We start from the raw sequence: 21,963 nt of genomic DNA, 5'->3' as shown, positions 1-21,963 counted from the left end.
GTAAGGATTGTTATGAGACAGGATTTTGCCGGCAAGGTTGCCGCCATCACCGGGGCTGCGTCCGGAATTGGCCTGGAATGCGCCAGATCGCTATTGAACGAGGGCGCCAGCGTCGCCCTCGTCGACCGGGCCGAAGATAGCCTGAAAAGCCTTTGCGCCGAACTGGGGCCGAACGCCTTTCCCGTCGTCGTCGATCTCTTAAACCCCGAGAGCGTGGCGACGATGATGCCGCAGATTCTCGGCAAGTTCGGCAAGCTCGATATCTTCCATGCCAATGCCGGCGCCTATATCGGCGGCGAGGTCGCGGAAGGCGATCCCGATGCCTGGGACCGGATGCTGGATCTGAATATCAACGCGGCCTTCCGTTCGGTCCGCATGGTGCTGCCGCACATGATCGAGCGCAAGACGGGCGATATTATCATGACCAGTTCGATCGCCGGCTTGGTGCCGGTGGTATGGGAGCCGATCTATACGGCATCCAAGCATGCCGTTCAGGCCTTCACGCATACGGTACGGCGTCAGGTCGCCAAGCACGGCATCCGCGTCGGCGCCGTGGCGCCGGGACCGGTGGTGACGGCGCTGATCAGCGACTGGCCACAGGCTAAACTGGACGAAGCGATTGCCGCAGGCGGCCTGATGGAGGCGACCGAAGTGGCGGAGGCGGTGGTCTTCATGCTATCGAGACCGCGTAACATCGTAATCCGGGATCTGGTGATCCTGCCCTTGAGTACGGATCTCTGATGACGGCACCTTATTTCATCGGCATCGATGTGGGCACGGGCAGTGCCCGGGCCGGCGTTTTCAATGCACATGGTCATCTGCTGGCTGCGGCCAAGCGGCCGATCACCATCTGGCACGGGGCCGGCAGCATTGTTGAGCAGTCAAGCGAGCAGATATGGAAGGCTGTTTGCGACAGCGTCAAAGAGGCTGTCGCCATGGCAAAGATAGCGGCCGGTGATGTCTCAGGCATCGGCTTCGATGCAACCTGCTCGCTGGTCGCGGTCAGGGCAGATGGTCGACCCGTGGCTATGGGTCCATCGGGCGACGCCAATCGCAACATCATCGTCTGGATGGATCATCGCGCGGCCGGCGAGGCGGCGGAGATCAATGCCGGAAAACATGCCGTGCTGCGCTACGTCGGCGGCCGCATCTCGCCGGAGATGGAGACGCCGAAGCTGCTTTGGTTGAAGCGCAATCTGCCGCAATCCTTCGCCGCAGCGAATCATTTCTTCGATCTCGCCGATTATCTGACCTGGCGCGCGACGGGTTCGCTGCAGAGATCGGTCTGCACGGTGACGTGCAAGTGGACCTATCTGGCCCACGAAAAGCGCTGGGACGCGCAATATTTCAAGGATATCGGCCTTGGTGAGCTGGCCGATGAAGGCTTTGTGCGGATCGGCACCGAGATCGTCGAGCCGGGTACGGCGCTTGGCGAGGGCTTGAACGAAAGCGCCGCCCGCGATCTTGGCCTTGTCGTTGGTACGCCGGTCGGCGCATCGCTCATCGATGCCCATGCCGGCGGTGTCGGCACGCTTGGCGGGCAGGGACCGGATGGTAGAGCCGATGTCAGGAACAGGCTCGCCTATATCTTCGGCACATCCGCCTGCTCGATGGCATCGAGCGAAGCGGCCATCTTCGTCGATGGCGTTTGGGGACCCTATTATTCGGCCATGGTGCCCGGCCTCTGGCTGACCGAAGGCGGTCAATCCGCTGCCGGTGCCGCGATCGATCATCTCGTTACCATGCATCCGGCATTCGGCGAGGCGCGTCAGAAGGCCGAGGCGGAGGGCTTGTCGCTGGTCGCCTGGCTTGATCGACAGGCTATGCAGACGAGCGGCAACGCGTCCGACGCCGTGAAGCTCGCGCAATCCATTCAGGTCGTCCCCGAATTTCTCGGCAACCGCTCACCCTATGCCGATCCCGATGCGCGCGCCATCATCTCCGGCCTCGGGCTGGAAACCGGCATCGACGATCTCATCGCTCTGTACATCGCCGGCCTCTGCGGTATCGGCTATGGCCTCAAGCAATTGCTCGAAAAGCTGGCGAAGGACGGCATCGCCTGCGATCTGATCATCGCCAGCGGTGGTGCTGCCCAGAGCGGATTGGTGCGTCAGCTTCTCGCGGATACGACCGGCAGACCTGTCGCCGTCGCCGATACGGAGGAGCCGGTGCTTCTCGGTGCGGCCATGCTCGGCGCTACGGCTGACGGGCATTGCGGCTCGCTCTTGGAAGCCATGACAACCATGTCGCGACTGGCGAAGAAGTTCGAGCCGGCGGGCGGTGCCGTCAAGGCGTTGCATGCACGGCGTTACGAAGCTTTCGAACTGCTGCAATCGGCAGATCGGAGCATCCGGGCCTTGATGGCGTCGTAAGTCCGGCGAGAAACGACATTTATTGCTCCAATTCATAAGTCTATACGCGGATGGCCCCCTACCGCTTTGTCAATTGCGGGCTAAATTGCCCTCATGCAGCCGAGCCGTCACGGCTCATCGCAGGAAAGGATGGTCATCATGGATATCACGAGGAACGGTGCGCAGCCCTCCGGCAAAGGCCCTTCGGACTGGTTCACCGGTACAGTCCGCATCGACCCGGTCTTTGCGGCTAATGATGCGCGGCGAGCCGCAGCCAGCAGCGTCACGTTTGAACCCGGCGCAAGAACTGCGTGGCATACCCACCCGCGCGGCCAGACCTTGATTGTCACCGCGGGCCTGGGTCTCGCTCAGCGCGAAGGCGGCTCGGTCGAGGAGATCCGCCCCGGGGATATCGTCTGGTTCGAGCCGGGCGAGAAGCACTGGCACGGCGCTTCGCCGACGACAGCCATGACCCATATCGCCATCCACGAACACCTCGACGGTAAGGTGGTGGATTGGCTGGAGCATGTGACGGACGAGCAATATCACGCAAGGTAAAGGTCCAACCCCGCAGTCGGAGCAACACCGAGCGGATCGCTCGCGAGCACCTAACGCTTGCCATGGCTTGGCCATAAGTCAGCCGCACGAGGTCAGTATAGACGGAACCCCGCCGCTTCCACGGCGTCGGCCTAACGATCGAATGCCCCGCGACGCAACTGACCTCGCGATGGCAGCAACACGGATGGGGAAATATCATGCTTCGGCTTGTGATTGGCGCGGCTCTCGCGCTGGCAATGCTCACATGGTCCAATGCGCAATGCATGCAGATGCCAAAAGGTTTTTCCCTGTTGTCGAGCAGCGTATTTGCGGCCGATTGAACTTATCACCATCCTTCGATGTCGCCATCGCGGCGGTGCTGGCCGTAGGCAGATAAGCGTTCGGTTGCATCGCCGCGTAGTGTCGATGTACAGGCACGAATCGAGGATATCCAATGACCTCTGCTGAACGTCCTATGCCGAGCGAAGCCGGCATCTTGCAGTTCATGGAAATCTGCGATTCCTTCTATCCGCCGGATGCGGTAACGGCCTCCATCGCACAGCAGCGTCAATGGTATGACGCACTCTGCGCTCGTTTCGATCGCCCTTTACCGGAGGGCATGCAGACGACGGATGGCTTCGTATCCGGAACGATACCCGTCAGGCGTTACAAGCCTGCCAATATCCGCACGGCAACGAAGCTCCTCTATCTCCATGGCGGCGGTTTCGTCGTTGGCTCGCTTGAAAGCCATCATGCCATCTGCGCCGAGATTGCCGATCATGCCGGCGCTGAACTGATCTCCGTCGATTATCGGTTGGCGCCGGAATATCGCTGGCCGGCCCAAACGGATGATTGCTTCAGTGTTCTCAAGCAAATGTTGGCCGAGAAGAAGTCGGTCGTGCTGATCGGCGACAGTGCCGGCGGCAATCTCGCGGCAGGGCTGGCGGTGCGGGCGCAAGCCGAGGGGCTTTCGGGCATTGTCGGCCAGATCTTGATCTATCCCGCACTCGGCGGCGATCTCGTCTCCGGCTCCTATGAAGAAATGGCGGAGGCACCGGGCCTGACAACGGCCGATGTCGCCTATTACCGCACTGTTCTGCAGGCGCCGGAAGGCGATCCGGTCGCAGGGCCGCTCGCCCTATCGTCAATGGCTGGCCTTCCTCCCGCTTTCATTACCGTGGCTCATTATGATCCGTTGCGCGACGACGGCCGCAATTATGCGGCGCGTCTGGCGCAGGCGGGCGTCGAGGTGTGGTTCCGCGAGGAGCCGCAGATGGTGCATGCCTGGCTGCGGGCACGGCATATGAGCGAAGGCGCGCAGGCCGGCTTTGCCGCTATATGCGCGGCGGCAAGCCGGTTTGCGGGCTCCCGCTGACCTACATCAGGTCGCGGGCGACGCGCTTCTCTTCGAAGATCTTCCTGAAGATTTCGGTTTCACCCTCATAGGCGACGACCGAGGCGCTGATCACCCAGTCCTTTGCCGTACAGGAAATGGACGATGTCGCGACCGTGCGGACGAACCAACCGGGGCGGCTCATGTCGCACGTCCATGTCGAGATACCCGTCATCGACAGCGGGTCATCCGGTGCGATCGACCAGGTCTCCTCGCGCAATTGCCGCGTCGAAAGGCCGGTGCCGGGATGTTCGGAAAGGCCGGTATCCTCATGGATTTCATAGCGGGTGACGCCGGCTGAGAGATCGTGCACCACCTGCCGCTTCGTCGAACCAGGCACATGTTCGATATACTTCGGCAGCGGATCGGGATTGTCGGGCTGCTTGATGTCGATGATCTCATGCGCACCGAGCTTGGGCAAAGCAAGGCCGATGGAGGCGATGTCGATCGTCAACCCCGGATCTTCCGGTGGCGGCAGCACCATCGGCCAATAGGCTGTCGACAGCGACAGGCGGATACGGTGGCCCTTGCGGAAACGATAGCCGCAGGCATCGAGCGTTACGGTCACCCTGACCTGCTGCCCCTTGTTCAGAGGCTCCGGCGCGGCATTGCCATCGCGATGAGCGAGGTTGAGCACGCCAAAGGAAACGCGCGTTGCCGTGCCGTCCGGATGGATGTCGACGAGCCTCGCGCAGAGGTTGGCGGTTTCGGCGTCGCACCGCAGCGTCAGGGTGACGACCGGGCGGCCAAGATAATCGTGGTCCTCGATCAGTGGCGCTGTCTGTAAGGTCAGCGACCCGGCATCGTCGGCGCGTTGATCGATTGCCAGTTCCGCGTCCGGCTTCAGGGTGAACCATTCGCCCGAAGCCGTGCCAGTATCGAGCGGCGAACGCAGATAGACGGGATGTTCCGGCGCATGCGGGATCGGCATGCCTTCCATCAGCGTACCGAACTGCTCGACATAGAAACACTGCATCTCCGGCTGCTGCCATTCTTGCTTCGCGATCCAGAAACCCGGGTCGAAGTCGCGGCGTTTGGCGGGCTTTATGGCGTCAAGAATATAGGCGCGCACCGATGGCACGGCCTCGACGCCGTCGGGTTCGCCGCGCAGCCAGTGGTTCCACCAGGCGATAGCCTCTCCGTGGAAATCGACCCGCGGCTTTGGCCAGGCGAAATGCGGATACTTGTGAACCCACGGGCCGATCAGCGCCTTCGCCTTATCGCCCAGCCCTTCGACGGCCAGCAGCGGCGTATTGCGATAGCCGTCAGCCCAGCCGGCGATGACGATGGCGGGAATATCGAAGCCGGCGAAGTCTTCGCAGATGGACCCATGCCGCCAGAAATCGTCACGACGCTGATGCTGGAGCCATTCCTCCATGAAGAAGGGTTCCTGCTCGAGGCGCTGCAGCCACATATCGCGCCAGTCGTCACCGACGATAGCCGGATCTGGCGAGCGCGATTGATAGCCGAGCATTGTCGCCGCCCAGGAAAGCTGGGCGGAGAGGTGGCAGCCGTTCTTGTAGTGGATGTCGTCATTATAGCGGTCGACCGTGGAGGCGATCGAAATCACCGCCTTCAGCGCCGGGGGCTTCAAGGCCGCCACCTGCAGGCAGTTGAAGCCGCCCCACGAAATGCCCATCATGCCGACCGAGCCATTCGACCAGGGTTGTGCTGCGATCCACGCGATCAACTCGCAGGCATTGGCGAGCTCCAGCTCGGTATATTCGCCATCGATGACGCCGCTGGACTCTCCGGAGCCTCTGATGTCGACACGCACGCCGGCAATGCCGGCTGCGGCGAAGACAGGGTAGGTGGATTCATCACGCGGGCTCGTTCCATCGCGCTTGCGGTAGGGCAGGAATTCGAAGACCGCCGGCACGGGATCGCTCTCCGCTCCGTCAGGCATCCAGATACGCGCGGCGAGCCGCGTGCCGTCCTTCAAGGTGATCCACTGATTCTCGATGGTGGTGAAGCTGCGCTCAGCCATGATCATATATCCCGAGGAGTTTTAGGCATTAAACCATACACGGCTGCCGATGTAGCCGTTGGACATATCATTGCCGATGTCGTCGACATATCCCTTCAGCGTTTTCGAAGAGGCCATGATGTAGTCGTTGAAGACGGGCAGGATCAGACCGCCATCGTCTCGTACCATCAGCGCCAACTGTCGATAAAGCACCTTGCGTTTGGCTTCATCGAGTTCGGCCCTGGCCTCCAACACCAGCTTGTCGAAGTCCGGACGCTTGAAACGCGTGTCGTTCCATTCCGCGGTCGAGAGATAGGAGGTCGAGTAGCGCGAATCCTGAGTCGGGCGGCCACCCCAGAAGGAGGCGCAGAAAGGCTTGTTGTTCCAGACGTTGGTCCAGTATCCGTCTTCCGGTTCGCGCTTGACGTCGATCGTGATCCCGGCCTTGCGCGCACTTTGCTGGAACAGGATCGCCGCATCGACAGCGCCCGGAAAGGCTGCATCGGAGGTTAGCAGCTGAATGGGGCGATCAAGACCCGATTTCTTGAAGTGGAAGGCGGCCTTGTCTGGATCATATGGCCGCTGCTCGATATCGGTCGGCGCAAGCGCGTAGTTGGAATTGACCGGATAGTCGTTGCCGATCGTACCGTAGCCGCCCAGAACCTTGTCGAGGATCGACTGGCGGTCGATGGCATATTTCAGCGCGAGACGAAGATCGGCGTTGTCGAAGGGCGCCGTGTCGCAATGCATCAGGAAGCAGTAGAAGCCCTTGCCGGCGTTGCGGAGAATGTCGACGGTCGGTGCCCGCTGCAGCATCGGGACGGTCTTCGGGTCGACATTGTTGACGAAATGAACCTGGCTGGAGGCAAGTGCTGCAATGCGGGCGGTGTTGTCGTTGATGACGAGGATTTCAACGCTGTCGACAAAGCCTCGGTCGGAGCGCCAATCTTTCGGGTTCTTCTCGAAGGTGGCGCGAACGCCCGGCTCAAAGCTTTTCAGAATATAAGGGCCGGTGCCGATGGCCGCCGCCGGCTTGTCGACGCCACCCTTCGGCTGGATAATCAGGTGATAGTCGGTGAGAAGGAGAGGTAAGTCCGCATTGCCTTCACTTAGCGTCAGGACAAGGTCGCCCGCTTTTTCTTCGATGCCGGTGATGGAGGCCATGAGCCCGAGAGCGCCCGACTGCGAATTCTTGTCCGCGTGTCGCTTCAGGGTCGCGACGATATCAGCAACGGACATCCTGGTGCCGTCGTGAAATTGCGCATCGTTCCTGATCTTGAAGGTCCAGACGGACGCATCAGCCGATGGTGTCCAGGACGTTGCCAGCGACGGCAGGGGTGCGCCGGTCTTGGGATCGGATTCCACGAGCGTATCGCCCCAGAGGCGGCCAATGACGAACAAGACGGAGGCGCTATAGGTCGCCGGATCGAGCGCATCGCTGGTGGCGCCGCCCTTGAGGCCGAGCTTCAGATGGCCACCACGCTTTGCTTCCTGCGCGCGGGCATCGCGCGGCATCAGGAGGCCGGAGGCAAGGGCAGGCAAAACGCCTAACGCTGCGGCACCCCCAAGGAAATGGCGGCGGCCGATTTTCAGCGGCGAAGATTGATCCTTTTCATGCGTCATGACAGTTCCCTCGTTTTGCATTTTGTAGGTGGGAACGTAGAGGCCGGGCTGGGCCACGCAATTTCGCGACTTGACGCATCTTTAAGCGAGTTTACGCTAGTTCATTCCAAGACGGAGTTACAGATGCCTCACCTGGTCGAGAACCTCAAAATTGCCTGCGCAACGCAACGTTCCATTTCGCATCTGTGCCGTGCAATCGATATCAACCGGCAACAATTCAACCGATATATCAATGGTCAGACGCGGCCGTCTGCCCATAATCTCGCGCGTATAGCCAAGTATTTCGATCTCGACGCAGCCGACTTTGGTCTCGCTCCGAGGCTCTTTCGCGAGCGGCTTCGCAAACCGGCCCTGGACCTCAATCAAAGTTCCGAATTGTTAAAGGCGTTCCCCGGAGATCTGATCGCGCTCCGACGCCATATCGGCTATTTCCAGACCTACCATCGCTCACCGTCCTGGCCTGGAATGGTCGTCTGTTCCTGCAGCCGCATTATCGAGCAGGGCGGGCTGGTGCATGTCAAATCGATGGAGCGCCTGCGTGACCCCGGAAACGGCATCCAGCAGTTTTCCAAATATGTGGGTTTGGCAGCCTTCTATCGAAACCGGATCTTCATTACCGAGCGTGTGGTCGGCCCGAATCCCATACTGTCACAGACGATCCTCCTGCCATTCGACGAGTATCAGCGCGTCTACTTGCGCGGAACGACAATGGGCGTTTCCTGGCGAAAGGAAAACCTTCCCTATGCCTCGCGGATGATCTGGCGTCACGTCGGCACTGAGCCGGATCTTCGTGAACTTCTCTCGCGTTGCGGACCTGTGCCGCTATCCTCGCGCAGATTGCCGCCAACGGTGCGCTCGTTCCTCGCCGATCCATCCGCAGAAGTCTATGCGATACCGGCAGAGTATTGAAAACCTCGATTGTCCGCTTCGCCTGCTCATGGCCGTTAGGTCGGGGACGATGCGGCTGGCCAATGGAGAAAGCTCTCAAATGCAAGAAAAAGTTGTGTCTTTACAGAATATATTAAGGGTCCCTTTATAAGATTGCAGTCTATCTCAACGTTGGTGACGCATGCTTTGACATTCGGGGGCGGTTAGATGCTTTTCTCTGCGAGGACGGATGCAGATCCCAGTGCGTGTACCTATGTCAGCGATCTGCTTCGCCGGGAAGCAAAGATTAATTTGGACCGCGATGCCGACATTCCCGATGCCGTTTCAGTCAACCGGGTCTTGAATTTCATCAAGCATTTGTGGAGCGAAACCGGAGAGGAGTTGGATGTCAATGTCTTCTATCGTCATCGCACTCTTGATGCCCTCGGCCTTGCAATTTCCAATCACGAAGATCTCTCAGTCTCGCCGAAAATCATAGAGCTCCGAGGCGGCGAAGGTAGTGCACCCTTGCTGCTATTTGCCGGCGGAGCAAGCTGTTTCCTGGAAATGCAGCCGCTCATCAAGGAAATCCGCTTTCCCGGGCCAATTCTCGGCGTAGCATTGACGGCCTTCAACCGAGATCGTCACCAACCGGCAAGGGTGGAAGACGAGGTTCAAAGCACGCTGAAAGCGTTGCAGGCAGCCGGGATTGAAGGGCCCTATCGATTGCTCGGCTATTCTTTCGGCGGTGTTTTTGCCTTGGAGCTTGCGCGTGCGTTGAGGGCACAAGGGCAAAAGATCGCGTTCCTCGGCATGCTCGATACCCCCTTGGGTGAGCAAGAATGGCCGCTGATGACCTGGGGCAGCTTCATGTGGCAACGCTGGAGGCGAGCTTATAACCGAAAGAAGAATCTGAGGAAGACCGATCCTCAACCACGTCGTCAAACATCGGCTCAGGGCAGTAGGCCGATGATCGAGCGACGGGAATTCCTCGCGAAGAAACTGAAGCCACTTTCCTTCCGCTACGCCGACCCCCACACGGCCTATTATCCGGAACTGGCGCCGCAATGGATGGGGGATTATCCGCCACTTTATGATGCGGCCGCCAGACAACTTCTGCGCATGAAGGGCGTTTACAGGCCAAGCCGTTACGACGGCGAACTGACCTTCTACCGCAGCATGCAGGGCTCACCCGTCGACTGCGATCCCAAGACCATATGGGGGCGCTTTCTTGCGCACGCGGATTGGGTCGATGTTGCCGGCAACCACCAGAGCATGATCGTCGGCCGCAACGCCGGTACGCTCGCGCGCGAACTCAGCGCGCGCCTTACGCGCTGAGCCCACGGGATCGAAATAGTCCAGCGCTCAATTGCCGGCGCTCTCCATCTTCCGTGTCGTCAGCACGCGCTCCAGCCACCCGATCTCCATTTCCGGCACGGATTTCAGCAGCAAGTCGGTGTAATCGTCGAAGGGCGGCGAGAGCGCTTGCGATTTCGGACCGAAGCGAACGAGCTTGCCGCGATGCATCACTGCGACGCTGTCGGCGATAGCGCGCACGATGGCAATATCGTGGGTGATGAAGACGTAGGAAAGGTGTGCCTCCTCCTGCAGCTTCAAGAGCAGTTTCAGAATGCCTTCGGCAACCAGCGGATCGAGCGCCGAGGTCGGCTCGTCGCAAAGGATGAGTTCGGGCTTGGCCGCAAGCGCTCTGGCGATGGCGACGCGCTGTTTCTGGCCGCCGGAAAGCTCGGCCGGGTAACGGTCGATGAAGCCGTTGCCCATCTCGATCTGATCCAGCAGCTCTTTCACGCGCGCCGTCTTTGCCGAGCCACGCAGGCCGTCATAGAAGGTCAGCGGCCGGCCGATGATATCGCGTACGGTCTGGCGCGGGTTCATGGCGGTATCGGCCATCTGATAGATGAGCTGGATCCGCCGCAACTCCTGCCGCGAGCGGTCTTTCAGAGCAGACGTCAACGGCTTGCCGTCAAAGATAATCCGTCCATCGCTCGGCGGCAGCAGGCCGGTAATCACGCGAGCAAGCGTCGATTTTCCGGAGCCTGACTCGCCGACCACCGCCAATGTCTGGCCTTTAGGAACATGCAGAGAAACATCGTGCAATACTTTGAAACCATTGGAGTATTGCGCGCTGATATTCTCGACTTTCAAAAGCGCGCTCGACTGATCGGCGGCTTCGGCTCGTGCCTCCTGGCGGACGTTGACAAGAGCGCGTGTATAATCCTGCCGCGGTTCTTCGATAATCTGCTGGACGCTGCCATATTCCACCGTCTTGCCGTGTCTCAACACCATGATGTCGTCGGAAATCTGGGCGACGACGGCAAGATCGTGGGTGATATAAAGCGCGGCCGTGTGCGTCTCTTCGATGGCGTGCTTTATCGCCGCCAGCACGTCGATCTGCGTGGTGACGTCGAGCGCTGTCGTCGGCTCATCGAAGACGATCAGTTCCGGATTGGAGCAGAGCGCCATGGCGGTCATGGCGCGTTGCAGCTGGCCGCCGGAGACCTGATGCGGATAGCGGTCCCCGAAGGTTTCGGGATTGGGCAGACCAAGCACGCGGAAGAGATAGAGCGCCCGTTTTCTTGCCTCCTCCTTCGTCATCAGGCCGTGTTTCACAGTCGCTTCAATGACCTGATCACCCAAGCGATGCGCCGGATTGAAGGCCGCCGCCGCCGATTGCGCGACATAGCAGACCCGGGCGCCACGAATTCTGCGGATGCCGGATTTGCCAAGCGGCAGGATGTCGGTGCCATCAAGCAATACCTGGCCGCCGGTAATTTCCGCACCGCCGCGGCCATAGGCGAGGGCGGAGAGGCCGATGGTGGATTTGCCGGCGCCGGACTCGCCGATCAGCCCGAGCACCTTGCCTTTCTGAAGATCAAAGGAGACGCCGTCGACGATGGTGACGCGCTTCGGCGGCTCGCCGGGTGGATAGCTGGTCGCCTCGATCTTGAGACCGCGAACGGAAAGAAGCTCAGGCATCGCCACGCCCTCCCTTGAGGCTGGAGGTACGCCTTAAGAGCCAGTCGACCACCAGATTGACACAGATAGCGAGTGCCGCGATGGCGGAACCCGGCACGAGGGCGGCGGAAATGCCGAAGATGATGCCATCCTTGTTGTCCTTGACCATGCCGCCCCAGTCGGCCGCCGGCGGCTGGATGCCTAGGCCGAGGAAGGACAGGGTGGAGAGGAACAGGATCGAGAAGGCGAAGCGCAGCCCGAACTCGGCCAGCAACGGCGACAGCGTATTCGGCAAGATTTCGCGGAAGATGATCCAGATCCTGCCTTCGCCGCGAAGCTTGGCGGCTTCCACGAATTCCATGACCGCGACATCGAGTGCTACGGCACGGCCGAGACGATAGACGCGGGTGGAATCGAGGATCGCCATGACGAGGATCAGCACGATCAGGTTCTGTGGCAGAACCGCGAGCACGACCAGCGCGAAGATCAGCGTCGGGATCGACATCATCAGGTCGTTGAAGCGCGAAAAGACCGTGTCGATCCATCCGCGCGAGACGGCGGCGGTGAAGCTGAGGATAATGCCGAGCGAGAAGGAAATGATCGTTGCCGTCAACGCGACGAACAGCGTCGTGCGGGTGCCGTAGATCAGACGCGACAGGATATCGCGGCCGAGATTGTCCAGTCCGAAGAAATATTGCGCATCGGCAGGCTGCCAGACATTGCCAACGACTTCGGTCTCGCCGTAAGGCGCGATCCAGGGTGCGAAGATCGCGCAGACGAAGGCAACCAGGATACCGATGATGCCGATCCAGGCGGTGATGGGGATATCTCTTAATCTCATCGCGGATGCCTCAGACGTGGGTTCGCGACGATGGCCAGGATGTCGGCGGTCATGTTGAGGAAGATGTAGACGGCGGCAAAGATCAGGCCGCAAGCCTGGACGACAGGCATGTCGCGCACCGTCACCGCATCGACCATGTACTGGCCCATGCCCGGATAGACGAAGACGACTTCGACGACGACGACGCCGACGATGAGATAGGCAAGGTTCAGCGCGACGACGTTGATGATCGGCGCCAGGGCATTGGGGGCTGCGTGCTTGACGATGGCGCGGAAGGCGGAGAGCCCCTTCAGTTCGGCCGTTTCCATGTAGGCCGAAGACATGACGGAAAGAATGGCCGCCCGTGTCATGCGCATCATATGCGCCAGCACGACGAGAACCAGCGTTGCCGTCGGCAGGGCGATTGCCTTCAGCCGCTCGATGAAGCCCATGCCGTCGAAGACCGTCGCCGGAAAGGTCGCGACGCCGAATTTCACGGAAAAGAACATGATGAGGAGATAGCCGATGAAGAATTCCGGCAGCGAGATCGCCGCCAGTGAAATGACATTGATGATCTTGTCGGGCATCCGGTTGCGGAAATGGACAGCCAACATGCCCAGGCAGACCGCCAGCGGCACCGAGATCACGGCGGCAAAGCCGGCGAGAAACAGGGAATTTCCGAGCCGCTTGCCGATCTGTTCGCCGACGGAATTCTTGCTGGCCCAGGAGGTGCCGAAATCGCCCCTGACGGCATTGCCGAGCCATCCCACATAGCGGGTGACGATAGGCCGGTTGAGGCCGAGCTCCTCGCGGATATTGGCGACGGCCTGCGGCGTTGCCGACTGGCCGAGATAGGTCGTGGCGAAGTCGCCGGGCAGGGCTTCGAGCCCGCCGAAGATCAGGACGGAGACCGCAAACAGCAGGATGATGCTGAGCACGCACCGCTCGATAATGAGGGATAGCAGCGGAAAGCGCTGCTTGAACCTCAACCCGGGCAGAACGGTTCCGGGAGGTGAATTGGACATGGCCGATGCCTCGCACTGAGAGCGGCTCCATGTTTCATGGGAATCGCTAAGCCGCTCAATCTTGTTGTTTTACGCAATTCCGAACGGAAAACAGCTGCGCATTTTCCTAAAATTGCTTGAAACGTCGGGAGGACCGCGAAAGGTTTTCGCGGTCCCGGCTGTGTCAGAGATGAGGGCGTTTTCGCCCAGCTTCGGGCATCAGGCGTCCAGCCAGACGCGGGTCGCCACGTAGCCGTTCGACATGTCGTTGCCGATATCGTGGACGTAGCCCTTCACCTGCTTGGTGGAGGCGTTCACGAAATCGTTGAACATCGGCAGGATGACGCCGCCTTCGTCGCGCACCATCATCGCCATGGCGCGGTAAAGCTCCTTGCGCTTGGCCTCGTCCAGTTCGGAGCGAGCCTGAAGCAGGAGCTTGTCGAAGTCGGGGCGCTTGAAGCGCGTATCGTTCCAATCCGCTGTCGAGAGATAGGCGGTGGAGTACATCTGGTCCTGCGTCGGCCGTCCGCCCCAATAGGAGGTGGAGAAGGGCTGAACGTTCCAGACATTCGTCCAGTAGCCATCGCCCGGCTCGCGCTTGACCTCAATGTTGATGCCGGCCTTCTTGCAGCTTTCCTGATAGAGGACGGCTGCATCGACGGCGCCGGGGAAGGCGACTTCGGAGGTGCGCAGCAAGACCGAGCCGCTGTGGCCGGACTTCTTGTAATGGAAGGCGGCCTTGTCGGGATCGTATTTGCGCTGTTCGATGCCTTCAGGGAAGAGCGCATAGGTGCTGTTGATCGGGAAGTCGTTACCGACCTTGCCGTAGCCGCCGAGGATCTTCTTGACCATGGTCTCGCGATCCATGGCGTATTTCAGCGCCAGACGCAGGTCGTTGTTGTCGAATGGCGCCTTGTCACAATGCATGATGAAGACGTAGTGACCGCGGCCGGCGGTGGCCAGGATCTCGACGTTCGGCGCGCGTTTCAGAAGATCCACGGTCTTCGGGTCGACGCGGTTGATGTAATGGACCTGGCCGGATGAGAGCGCCGCGATGCGGGCTGTGGCATCGTTCATGCAGATGATTTCGATGCTGTCGACGAAACCGCGGTCGGTACGCCAGTCGTCCTTGTTGCGCTCGAACGTGGCGCCACGCCGGGCTCGAAGCTGACCTGCTTGTAGGGACCGGTGCCGATCGAGGCGAGGGGATCGTCATAGCCTCCATTCGGCTGGATGACGAGGTGATAGTCGGTCAAAAGCAACGGCAAGTCGGCGTTGCCCTCGGTCAGCGTCAGGACGAGATTGTCGCCGTCGGCCTTGATCTCCTTGATCGACTTCACGACGCCGAGCGCGCCCGATTCCGATTTCGCATCGGTATGGCGCTTGAGCGTGGCGACCACGTCGTCGATCGTCAGTTCCTTGCCGTTGTGAAACTTGACGCCCTTGCGGATCTTGAAGGTCCAGGTGGCCGCATCTTTCGACGGCTCCCAGGATTCTGCAAGCGAGGGAACGGCGGCACCCGTCAGCGGATGGGATTCCACCAGCATGTCACCCCAGCAGCGGCCGATGCAGAACATGACCTGCGACAGGAATTTTGCCGGGTCTTTTGAATCGGTTGCAGCGCCGCCTTCAAGGCCAAGTTTCAGATGACCGCCGCGCTTCGGTTCGGCCGCCATTGCACTTTCGGTAAAGAGTTTGTCGGCGAGCGTCAAAGTCACGCCCGCTGCCATTGCGCGTCCCATGAATTCGCGGCGGCTGAGACCGCCCGCGGTGACGCGGCTTGCAAGATATTTCGTATGGTCGTTCATTCCCCTGTTCCTTCTTCTTGCCGTGTTGACAAAGCTATCGAGCAAGCCACCTCAGGTCACGGTTCCTCTTCCGCCTGAAGCCTGTCGCCCGCGAGCATGCGGGAAATTCAGCGGTTGCCGCCGCCTCCTACCTTCCTCTCCAGATGGGGGCTCGCTTCTCGGCAAAAGCCCGTGCGCCTTCCAATTGATCCTCGCTTGAATAGAGGAGATCGACGGTTGCAAACTGCCGTTTGGTGATCTTATTCATGGCAGTCTGAAACGTCGAACCCTCCGCTTCGCGAACGATTTCCTTGATCGCTGCGTAGACCAGGGGCGGTCCGCTTGCCAGCAGGCGAGCGAGTTCCCAGGCCCTGTCCATCAGCCTGTCGGCCGTGACAATCTCGTTGACGAAGCCCCAGCGATGCGCCTCTTCGACATTGAGCCACCGGCCGGTCAGGAGCATGTCCATAGCGATATGGTAGGGGATCCGTTTCGGAAGTTTAATCGACGCCGCATCGGCGACGGTGCCCGAGCGGATCTCGGGCAACGCGAAGGTGGCGTGTGCTGCCGCGATTATGAGATCGGTGGACAGCGCGATTTCCAGCCCGCCGCCGCAACAGATACCGTTGACGGCGCAGATGATCGGCTTGTTGAGGTCGCGCAGTTCCTGCATGCCGCCGAAACCGCCAACCCCATAGTCGCCGTCTACGGCGTCGCCATCAGCCGCAGCCTTCAAATCCCAACCGGCGGAAAAGAATTTCTCGCCGGCACCGGTTACGATGGCGACGCGCAGATCCCGGTTGTCGCGAAAGTCGCGAAAGATCAGCCCCATCTCGCGGCTGGTCGCCAGGTCGATGGCATTCGCCTTGGGCCGGTCGATGATGACCTCGAGGATGCCGTCTTCAGAGCGGGTTCGAATGGGGTCTTGCAACTTCCGCTACCTCCTTCGCCGGATGAGAGCATCCGCAGCAACAACGCCCCGGGATTCTGCTAGGACCATCAATGGATTAATGTCTAGTTCTTCAAGATGTGCGGCGTTCGTTACGACATATTCTGCCGCTGATAGGACGGCGTCGGCTACAATCTCCAGGTTGCTTGCCGCGCCACCGCGATAGCCTTCGATCAATTTGCGAACCTTCAGCCGCGAAATCCGCTCAAGAACCTCGGCTTTCGTTACGGGGAGCGGCAAAACGACCGAATCCTCAAGCAATTCCACGAGGATTCCGCCCGCGCCGACTGTCAGGGTCAAGCCGACGACCGGATCGCGGACCGCGCCGATGATAAGCTCGGCGACAGGGCGCTCGACCATCTTTTCGATGAGGAAGCCACGTGCTACGGAAGCCATGCCTTTCGCCGCGTCCGTGACGGCATTCCTATCCCATAGGTTGAGTTTGACCGCACCGACATCGGACTTGTGCTCGACGCCGAGTGCCTTGAGTGCAACGGGGAAACCGAGTTGCTCTGCGCATTTGGCCGCCTCGCTTGGCGTGGGTGCTGTCTCGCCGCGCGGCGTGGCGAGGCCGAAGGCTGCAAGTTCGGCCTTGGCCTCGGCCTCGCTCAAGGTCTCGATTTCGCCTGCCTCCGTCCGTGTGCTGAGAAGCGGCAATGGTTGCGGTTTCTTCCAGGCACTGGCGATGCCGCTGGCAATATCTGCCGCCGCCAGCGCTTCGCTGATGCCGCAGAGCGGCACGATGCCGGCTTGGATCAATTGCTCAGCGATCGCTTCCGGCATGTTTTCCGGCAACGTCGCCAGAATGCCGGCGCGGGCGCCCGTCTGCGTCGCAGCCGCGGCAACCGCCGCAACAGTAATCATCCAGTCGGCGCCATCACAACGATCCTCGCGCGGGAAGTCGAGAACGAGCAGATTGAGGGCATAGCCGCCGGCAAACATGGCGCTGAAGGCCTCCATCTGCCGTGCCAGATCGCCCCAGACGAAGGTGTGGTAATCAAGGGGGTTGGAGAGCGTCACCATCAGACCGAGGCTTGCGCGCAAGGCGGGCAGTTGTTCGGGTTTCAACGCACGGAACTCGATAGTCCGGCCGATGGCGGCATCGGCCATCAGCGATGCCTCGCCGCCTGAACAGCTCATCGAGGAGATCGCATCGCTTTCGAGAGGGCCGGCAACATGCAGGAGTTTCAGCGTTTCGATGAGTTCCGGCAAAGTCGCGACGCGGCCGATGCCGAGACGTTCGAGAACGGCGTCAGCAACTGCGTCGCTGCCGGCAAGCGAGGCTGTATGCGAGACGGCGGCGCGCTGCGCCTGTTCGGATTTTCCAACCTTCAGCGCGACGACGGGCTTCTTCAGTTCACGGGCGCGCATGGCGAGTGCTTCCAGCGCCCTTATATCGCCGAAGCCTTCGATATGCAGGCCGACCGCTGTGACGCGCGGGTCCTCGAGGACTGCTTGGGCAAGGTCCGACAGGCCGGTCTGCGCCTGATTGCCTGCAGTCATCAGGTAGCTGATCGGCAGGCCGCGCCTCTGCATGCTGAGATTGATGGCGATATTGGAAGATTGTGTGAGGATAGCAACGCCGCGCTCGGTTCTGACGATGCCATGCTGATCGGGCCAGAGCAGGGCGCCGTCGAGCCCGTTGATCATGCCGTAGCAGTTCGGCCCGACGATCGGCATGGTGCCTGCCGCCTCGACGAGAGCTTGCTGCAAGTCCGCGCCATCAGCCAGTTCCGCCACAGCCTCGCTGAAGCCGGAAGCGTAGCAGACGGCGCCGCCGGCGCCTCTGGCTGCGAGATCACGAACAATCTCGACGGTGAGCGTCCGGTTGACGCCGACGAAGGCGGCGTCCGGCGCGTCCGGCAGTTCGGCGACCGAGCGATAGCAGCCTCGGCCGAGGACGCTTTCCTGTGTCGGATGCACCGGCCAGATCTCGCCGGCGAACCCCATGCGGTCGCATTGCTCGATGACGCGCCGCGCCTCTCTGCCGCCGAAGACGGCGATCGTTCTGGGGCGAATGAGGCGGTCGAGCGAGCGTTGCGTCATGGGCTCATGCTCCGAACGGCCGAAGCAGGTCGCGGCTGATGATGTGGCGCTGTATTTCAGACGTGCCGTCCCAGATGCGCTCGACGCGGGCGTCACGCCAGAAGCGAGCGAGCGGCAGGTCGTCCATCAATCCCATGCCGCCGAAGATCTGGATCGCCTCGTCGGTGACGCGGGCAAGCATTTCCGAGGCATAAAGCTTGGCGGAGGCGATCTCGCGATTGGCTGGCATGCCGGCGTCGAGCTTCCAGGCGGCCGACAGTGTGAGCAGGTCGGCAGCGTCGATCTCGGTGATCATGTCCGCGAGTTTGAACGATACACCCTGGTTGGAGCCGATCGGCTTGCCGAATTGTTTGCGCTCGGCCGCATAGGGCAGGGCGAGATCGAAGACGCGGCGAGCCCGGCCGACGCAGGTGGCAGCGACCGTCAGGCGCGTCCCGTAGAGCCACTGATTGGCGAGATCGAAGCCGCGATGCACCTCGCCTAGTACCTGCGACTTCGACAGGCGGCAATCGGTGAAGTTCAAAATGGAATTGTGGTAGCCGCGGTGGGAAACGGAATCGTAGCCTTTAAGGATATCGAAGCCAGGTGTGCCGCAATCGACCAGGAAGGCGGTGATTTTCTTCTTGACTCCACGGTGGGTGTCTTCCTCGCCGGTTGCGGCAAAGACGATAACGAAATCGGCGACATCGGCGTGCGAAATGAAGTGCTTCGTGCCGTTCAGCACGAAGTCGCCACCATCCTGCCGTGCTGCGCATTTCATGCCGCGCATGTCCGAGCCGGCATCCGGCTCGGTAATGGCGAGCGCATCGATTTTCTCGCCACGCACCGCCGGCAGGAGATAGCGCTGTCGCTGCTCGCCCTCGCAGGCCATCAGGATGCCGGAAGGGCGTCCGAAGAAGACGGTGAGCCCCATCGAGCCGCGGCCAAGCTCGCGCTCGACGAGCGTGAAGGTGACATGATCGAGCCCGGCGCCACCCATCTCTTCAGGGAAATTGCAGGCATAGAAGCCGAGTTCGATACATTTGCGTCGGATCTCGTCTCCGATTTCAGGCGGCACGATACCGGTGCGCTCGACCTCGTTTTCGTGCGGATAGATCTCCGTCTCGACGAAGTCCCTGACCGTCTTGACGATCATTTCCTGTTCTTCGCTGAGCCCGAAATTCACGATCGCTTCCTCCTAGCGTTTTTGTCCCACATGACGGCCGGCTCCCTCCGGCATGATCAAGGCTGCGTGCGCGGCAGAAAGCGGCCTGAGCTTCACCAGCACCTCCTCCGGTGCGGCCGTGGCTCTGCCTGCTTTCGCGTCGACATGCAGCAGCATTTGTTCTGCGGTGGCGATCACGTCGCCGCTGGCGCTATCGTGCAGCGCATGGAAGACATGCAACCGCTTTTCGTCGGATGCGAGGATCTGCGCCGTCGAATGAATGGCCTGTCCGAGCTTGGCCTCGCCGAGATGGCGGATATGGGTTTCCACCGTGTAGTAGCTATGACCGCGCTCAACATAATCGAGATCGACGCCGATCAGCCGCAGCAGAGCATCCGACGTGTCGCCGAAGACCTGCAGGTAGCGATGCTCGGTCATGTGGCCGTTATAGTCGACCCATGCGGGGCTGACCTTGGTGTCGATCAGGCGCAGCGGCTTTGAGATGTCCAGGCCTTGCTTCTCGCCGCCGCCCGCGGCCCAAAGCTGCTGTTCGAAATCCTTCAGCAGCTTGCCGGCGCCCCAGCCCTTGCCGCCATGGCTTCCCTTCAGGCTTTGAAGGATGCCGACGAGGTTCTCGTCGCGGATACGCTCGAGTTCGCGGATCGACAGGCCATCCGCTTGATCGTCCGACTGCTGACCGATCTTTTCGACAAGGGCATCGTCGAGATCGACGACATCCATCAGCTTCGTCCAGTTCCACTGCAGGGCAGGGCCGAACTGCGCCAGGAAGTGACGCATGCCCGCTTCACCGCCGGCGATACGATAGGTCTGGAACAGGCCCATCTGTGCCCAGCGCAGGCCGAAGGAGTAACGGATGACATCATCAAGCGTCTCGACGGTGCAGATATCGTCCTTGATCAGCCACAGCGCCTCGCGCCAGAGCGCTTCCAGCAGGCGGTCGCCGACGAAAGCCTCGATTTCCTTGGCGATATGAACGCCCTTCATGCCGATAGGCGGCAAGCGCTCCATTGCCGCCTGGATGGTCGCGGCGCTGGTCTTTTCGCCGCCGACGATCTCGACGAGCGGCAGCAGATAGACGGGGTTATACGGGTGGGCGACGAACAAGCGCTCGGGGTGGCGCATGTCGCGCTGCAAATCGGTCGGCAGAAGGCCGGAGGTGGATGAACCGATCAGAGCATCGGGCTTTGCGGCTGCATCGATCTGCGTCAGCACGTTGCGCTTGAGATCCAGCCGCTCGGGCACGCTTTCCTGGATCCAGTCGGCGCCAGCGACGGCGGCTTGCAGCGTGTCCCTGAATGTGAGCTTGCCGCGCGGCGGAAGCGGAGCGCCGGTCAGCATCGCATAGGCTTTTTCCGCATTAGCCAGAACTTCGCCGACGATGCGTTTCGCCTCCGGATGTGGGTCGTAGACATCGACATCGATGCCAGCCAGCAGGAAGCGGGCGATCCATCCGCCGCCGATGACACCGCCGCCGATGCAGGCCGCCTTGTTGATCTTCGTCATCGGGGCCTCAGCGCTTCGTCAGTTTCAGCTTTTTGCGGACATCTTCGGGGCCGATAATGCGGGCGCCCATGCCTTCGACCACCTGCACCGCCTTTTCGACGAGCTGCGCATTGGTCGCCAACATGCCCTTGCCGGCATAGAGATTGTCTTCCAGCCCGACGCGGACATTGCCGCCGGCAAGGATCGCCGCCGCCGGATAGGCCATGGCGTTGCGACCGATGGAAAAGGCCGAGAAGGTCCAGCTTTTGGGAACGTTATTGACCATCGCCATAAAGGTGTTGAGGTCATCGGGCGCCCCCCAGGGGATGCCCATGCAGAGCTGGATGAGAACCGGGTCCTCGATCAAGCCCTCCTCGGCAAGCTGCTTGGCAAACCAGAGATGACCGGTGTCGAAGGCCTCGATCTCCGGCCGGACGCCGAGATCGGTCATCTTCTTCGCCATGGCCCTCAGCATCGAGGGCGTGTTGGTCATGACGTAATCGCCAAGATTGAAATTCATCGTGCCGCAGTCAAGCGTGCAGATTTCGGGCAGGCATTCGGCAACGTGGCTGACGCGCTCCGTGGCGCCTGCCATGTCGGTACCCCTATCATTCAGCGGCAGAGGGCTCTCGACATCGCCGAAAATCAAGTCGCCGCCCATGCCGGCGGTCAGGTTCAGCACGACATCGACGTCGGCCGAACGGATACGGTCGGTGACTTCCCTGTAGAGCTCGTTGCGGCGGCTGGCAGCGCCCGTTTCCGGATCGCGGACGTGGCAATGAACTACTGCCGCCCCAGCCTTGGCGGCATCGATCGCGGAGTCGGCGATCTGCTTGGGAGTGATCGGAACATGGCTGGATTTGGAAACCGTATCGCCGGCGCCGGTCACGGCACAGGTGATGAAAACATCACGATTCATCGCAAGAGGCATTTTTTGTTCTCCCTCGTATTGAGGACATTACGAGCCATGCGACATCTACATGCTTTGCATTATCAG

General features: G+C 60.8%; 16 protein-coding genes and 1 pseudogene. 6 read left to right on the top strand and 11 right to left on the bottom strand.

All coding sequences use genetic code 11. The features are described from left to right. The first annotated feature begins 12 nt into the window (after window positions 1-12). The 4 genes from ACK83U_RS24445 (at window position 13) to ACK83U_RS24430 (ending at window position 4,263) form a co-directional block, all read left to right on the top strand. Window positions 13-741, top strand: coding sequence for an SDR family oxidoreductase (locus ACK83U_RS24445; protein ID WP_112398570.1), 729 nt, complete (start codon window positions 13-15; stop codon window positions 739-741). Beyond that, window positions 741-2,372 carry an FGGY-family carbohydrate kinase gene (locus ACK83U_RS24440; RefSeq protein ID WP_112603732.1) on the top strand — a complete coding sequence of 544 codons (1,632 nt, stop codon included), beginning with the start codon at window positions 741-743 and terminating at the stop codon, window positions 2,370-2,372. Before ACK83U_RS24445 ends, ACK83U_RS24440 begins: the two co-directional genes overlap by 1 nt. 138 nt (window positions 2,373-2,510) lie before the next feature. Further along, window positions 2,511-2,909 (top strand): cupin domain-containing protein, encoded by a 399-nt coding sequence (locus tag ACK83U_RS24435; protein WP_112415131.1) that lies wholly within the window; start codon window positions 2,511-2,513, stop codon window positions 2,907-2,909. A 433-nt stretch (window positions 2,910-3,342) separates the two neighbouring features. After that, entirely contained in the window at window positions 3,343-4,263 is a 921-nt protein-coding gene (locus ACK83U_RS24430) for an alpha/beta hydrolase (protein ID WP_112603730.1), read from the top strand. 1 nt (window position 4,264) lies between these two features. On the opposite strand, the gene ACK83U_RS24425 is transcribed toward ACK83U_RS24430, so the two are convergent. Together ACK83U_RS24425 and ACK83U_RS24420 are read right to left on the bottom strand one after the other, a co-directional pair. Next, entirely contained in the window at window positions 4,265-6,268 is a 2,004-nt protein-coding gene (locus tag ACK83U_RS24425; RefSeq protein WP_112604034.1) for a CocE/NonD family hydrolase, read from the bottom strand. Between the two features lie 21 nt (window positions 6,269-6,289). Beyond that, a complete protein-coding gene (locus ACK83U_RS24420; RefSeq protein ID WP_112603728.1) occupies window positions 6,290-7,870 on the bottom strand; it encodes an ABC transporter substrate-binding protein in 1,581 nt (526 codons plus the stop codon). Window positions 7,871-7,993: 123 nt separating this feature from the next. Here ACK83U_RS24420 and ACK83U_RS24415 point away from each other — a divergent pair, with 123 nt between their 5' ends. Together ACK83U_RS24415 and ACK83U_RS24410 are read left to right on the top strand one after the other, a co-directional pair. Beyond that, the gene (locus ACK83U_RS24415; RefSeq protein WP_112603726.1) at window positions 7,994-8,779 is read left to right on the top strand and encodes a helix-turn-helix domain-containing protein; all 786 of its coding nucleotides are present in this window, start codon (window positions 7,994-7,996) and stop codon (window positions 8,777-8,779) included. 270 nt (window positions 8,780-9,049) lie between these two features. Continuing rightward, on the top strand, window positions 9,050-10,075 hold the full coding sequence (locus tag ACK83U_RS24410; protein WP_246712165.1) for a thioesterase domain-containing protein: 1,026 nt from the start codon (window positions 9,050-9,052) through the stop codon (window positions 10,073-10,075). Window positions 10,076-10,102: 27 nt separating this feature from the next. Here the strand turns inward: ACK83U_RS24410 and ACK83U_RS24405 are convergent, their stop codons facing one another. The 9 genes and pseudogenes from ACK83U_RS24405 to ACK83U_RS24365 form a co-directional block, all read right to left on the bottom strand. Beyond that, on the bottom strand, window positions 10,103-11,734 hold the full coding sequence (locus ACK83U_RS24405) for an ABC transporter ATP-binding protein (protein ID WP_112603722.1): 1,632 nt from the start codon (window positions 11,732-11,734) through the stop codon (window positions 10,103-10,105). Beyond that, on the bottom strand, window positions 11,727-12,554 hold the full coding sequence (locus tag ACK83U_RS24400) for an ABC transporter permease (protein ID WP_112603720.1): 828 nt from the start codon (window positions 12,552-12,554) through the stop codon (window positions 11,727-11,729). Before ACK83U_RS24400 ends, ACK83U_RS24405 begins: the two co-directional genes overlap by 8 nt. Beyond that, the gene (locus tag ACK83U_RS24395; protein ID WP_112603718.1) at window positions 12,551-13,558 is read right to left on the bottom strand and encodes an ABC transporter permease; all 1,008 of its coding nucleotides are present in this window, start codon (window positions 13,556-13,558) and stop codon (window positions 12,551-12,553) included. Before ACK83U_RS24395 ends, ACK83U_RS24400 begins: the two co-directional genes overlap by 4 nt. 198 nt (window positions 13,559-13,756) lie before the next feature. Next, window positions 13,757-15,345 (bottom strand): annotated as a pseudogene (locus ACK83U_RS24390) (ABC transporter substrate-binding protein). A gap of 127 nt (window positions 15,346-15,472) precedes the next feature. Continuing rightward, entirely contained in the window at window positions 15,473-16,255 is a 783-nt protein-coding gene (locus tag ACK83U_RS24385; RefSeq protein WP_112603714.1) for a carnitinyl-CoA dehydratase, read from the bottom strand. 6 nt (window positions 16,256-16,261) lie between these two features. Then, the gene (locus tag ACK83U_RS24380) at window positions 16,262-18,319 is read right to left on the bottom strand and encodes an acetate--CoA ligase family protein (RefSeq protein ID WP_112603713.1); all 2,058 of its coding nucleotides are present in this window, start codon (window positions 18,317-18,319) and stop codon (window positions 16,262-16,264) included. A 4-nt stretch (window positions 18,320-18,323) separates the two neighbouring features. Next, entirely contained in the window at window positions 18,324-19,484 is a 1,161-nt protein-coding gene (locus ACK83U_RS24375) for an acyl-CoA dehydrogenase family protein (RefSeq protein WP_112603711.1), read from the bottom strand. 12 nt (window positions 19,485-19,496) lie between these two features. Next, a complete protein-coding gene (locus ACK83U_RS24370; protein ID WP_112603709.1) occupies window positions 19,497-20,987 on the bottom strand; it encodes a carnitine 3-dehydrogenase in 1,491 nt (496 codons plus the stop codon). A 7-nt stretch (window positions 20,988-20,994) separates the two neighbouring features. Then, the gene (locus tag ACK83U_RS24365; protein ID WP_112603707.1) at window positions 20,995-21,897 is read right to left on the bottom strand and encodes a 3-keto-5-aminohexanoate cleavage protein; all 903 of its coding nucleotides are present in this window, start codon (window positions 21,895-21,897) and stop codon (window positions 20,995-20,997) included. Window positions 21,898-21,963: the final 66 nt, after the last annotated feature.

The organism is Rhizobium sp. WW22, from assembly GCF_047041135.1.
Taxonomy (GTDB): Bacteria; Pseudomonadota; Alphaproteobacteria; order Rhizobiales; family Rhizobiaceae; genus Rhizobium.
Note: the sequence above shows the minus strand (reverse complement) of the source record. Positions and strands in the feature narration are given on the sequence as shown.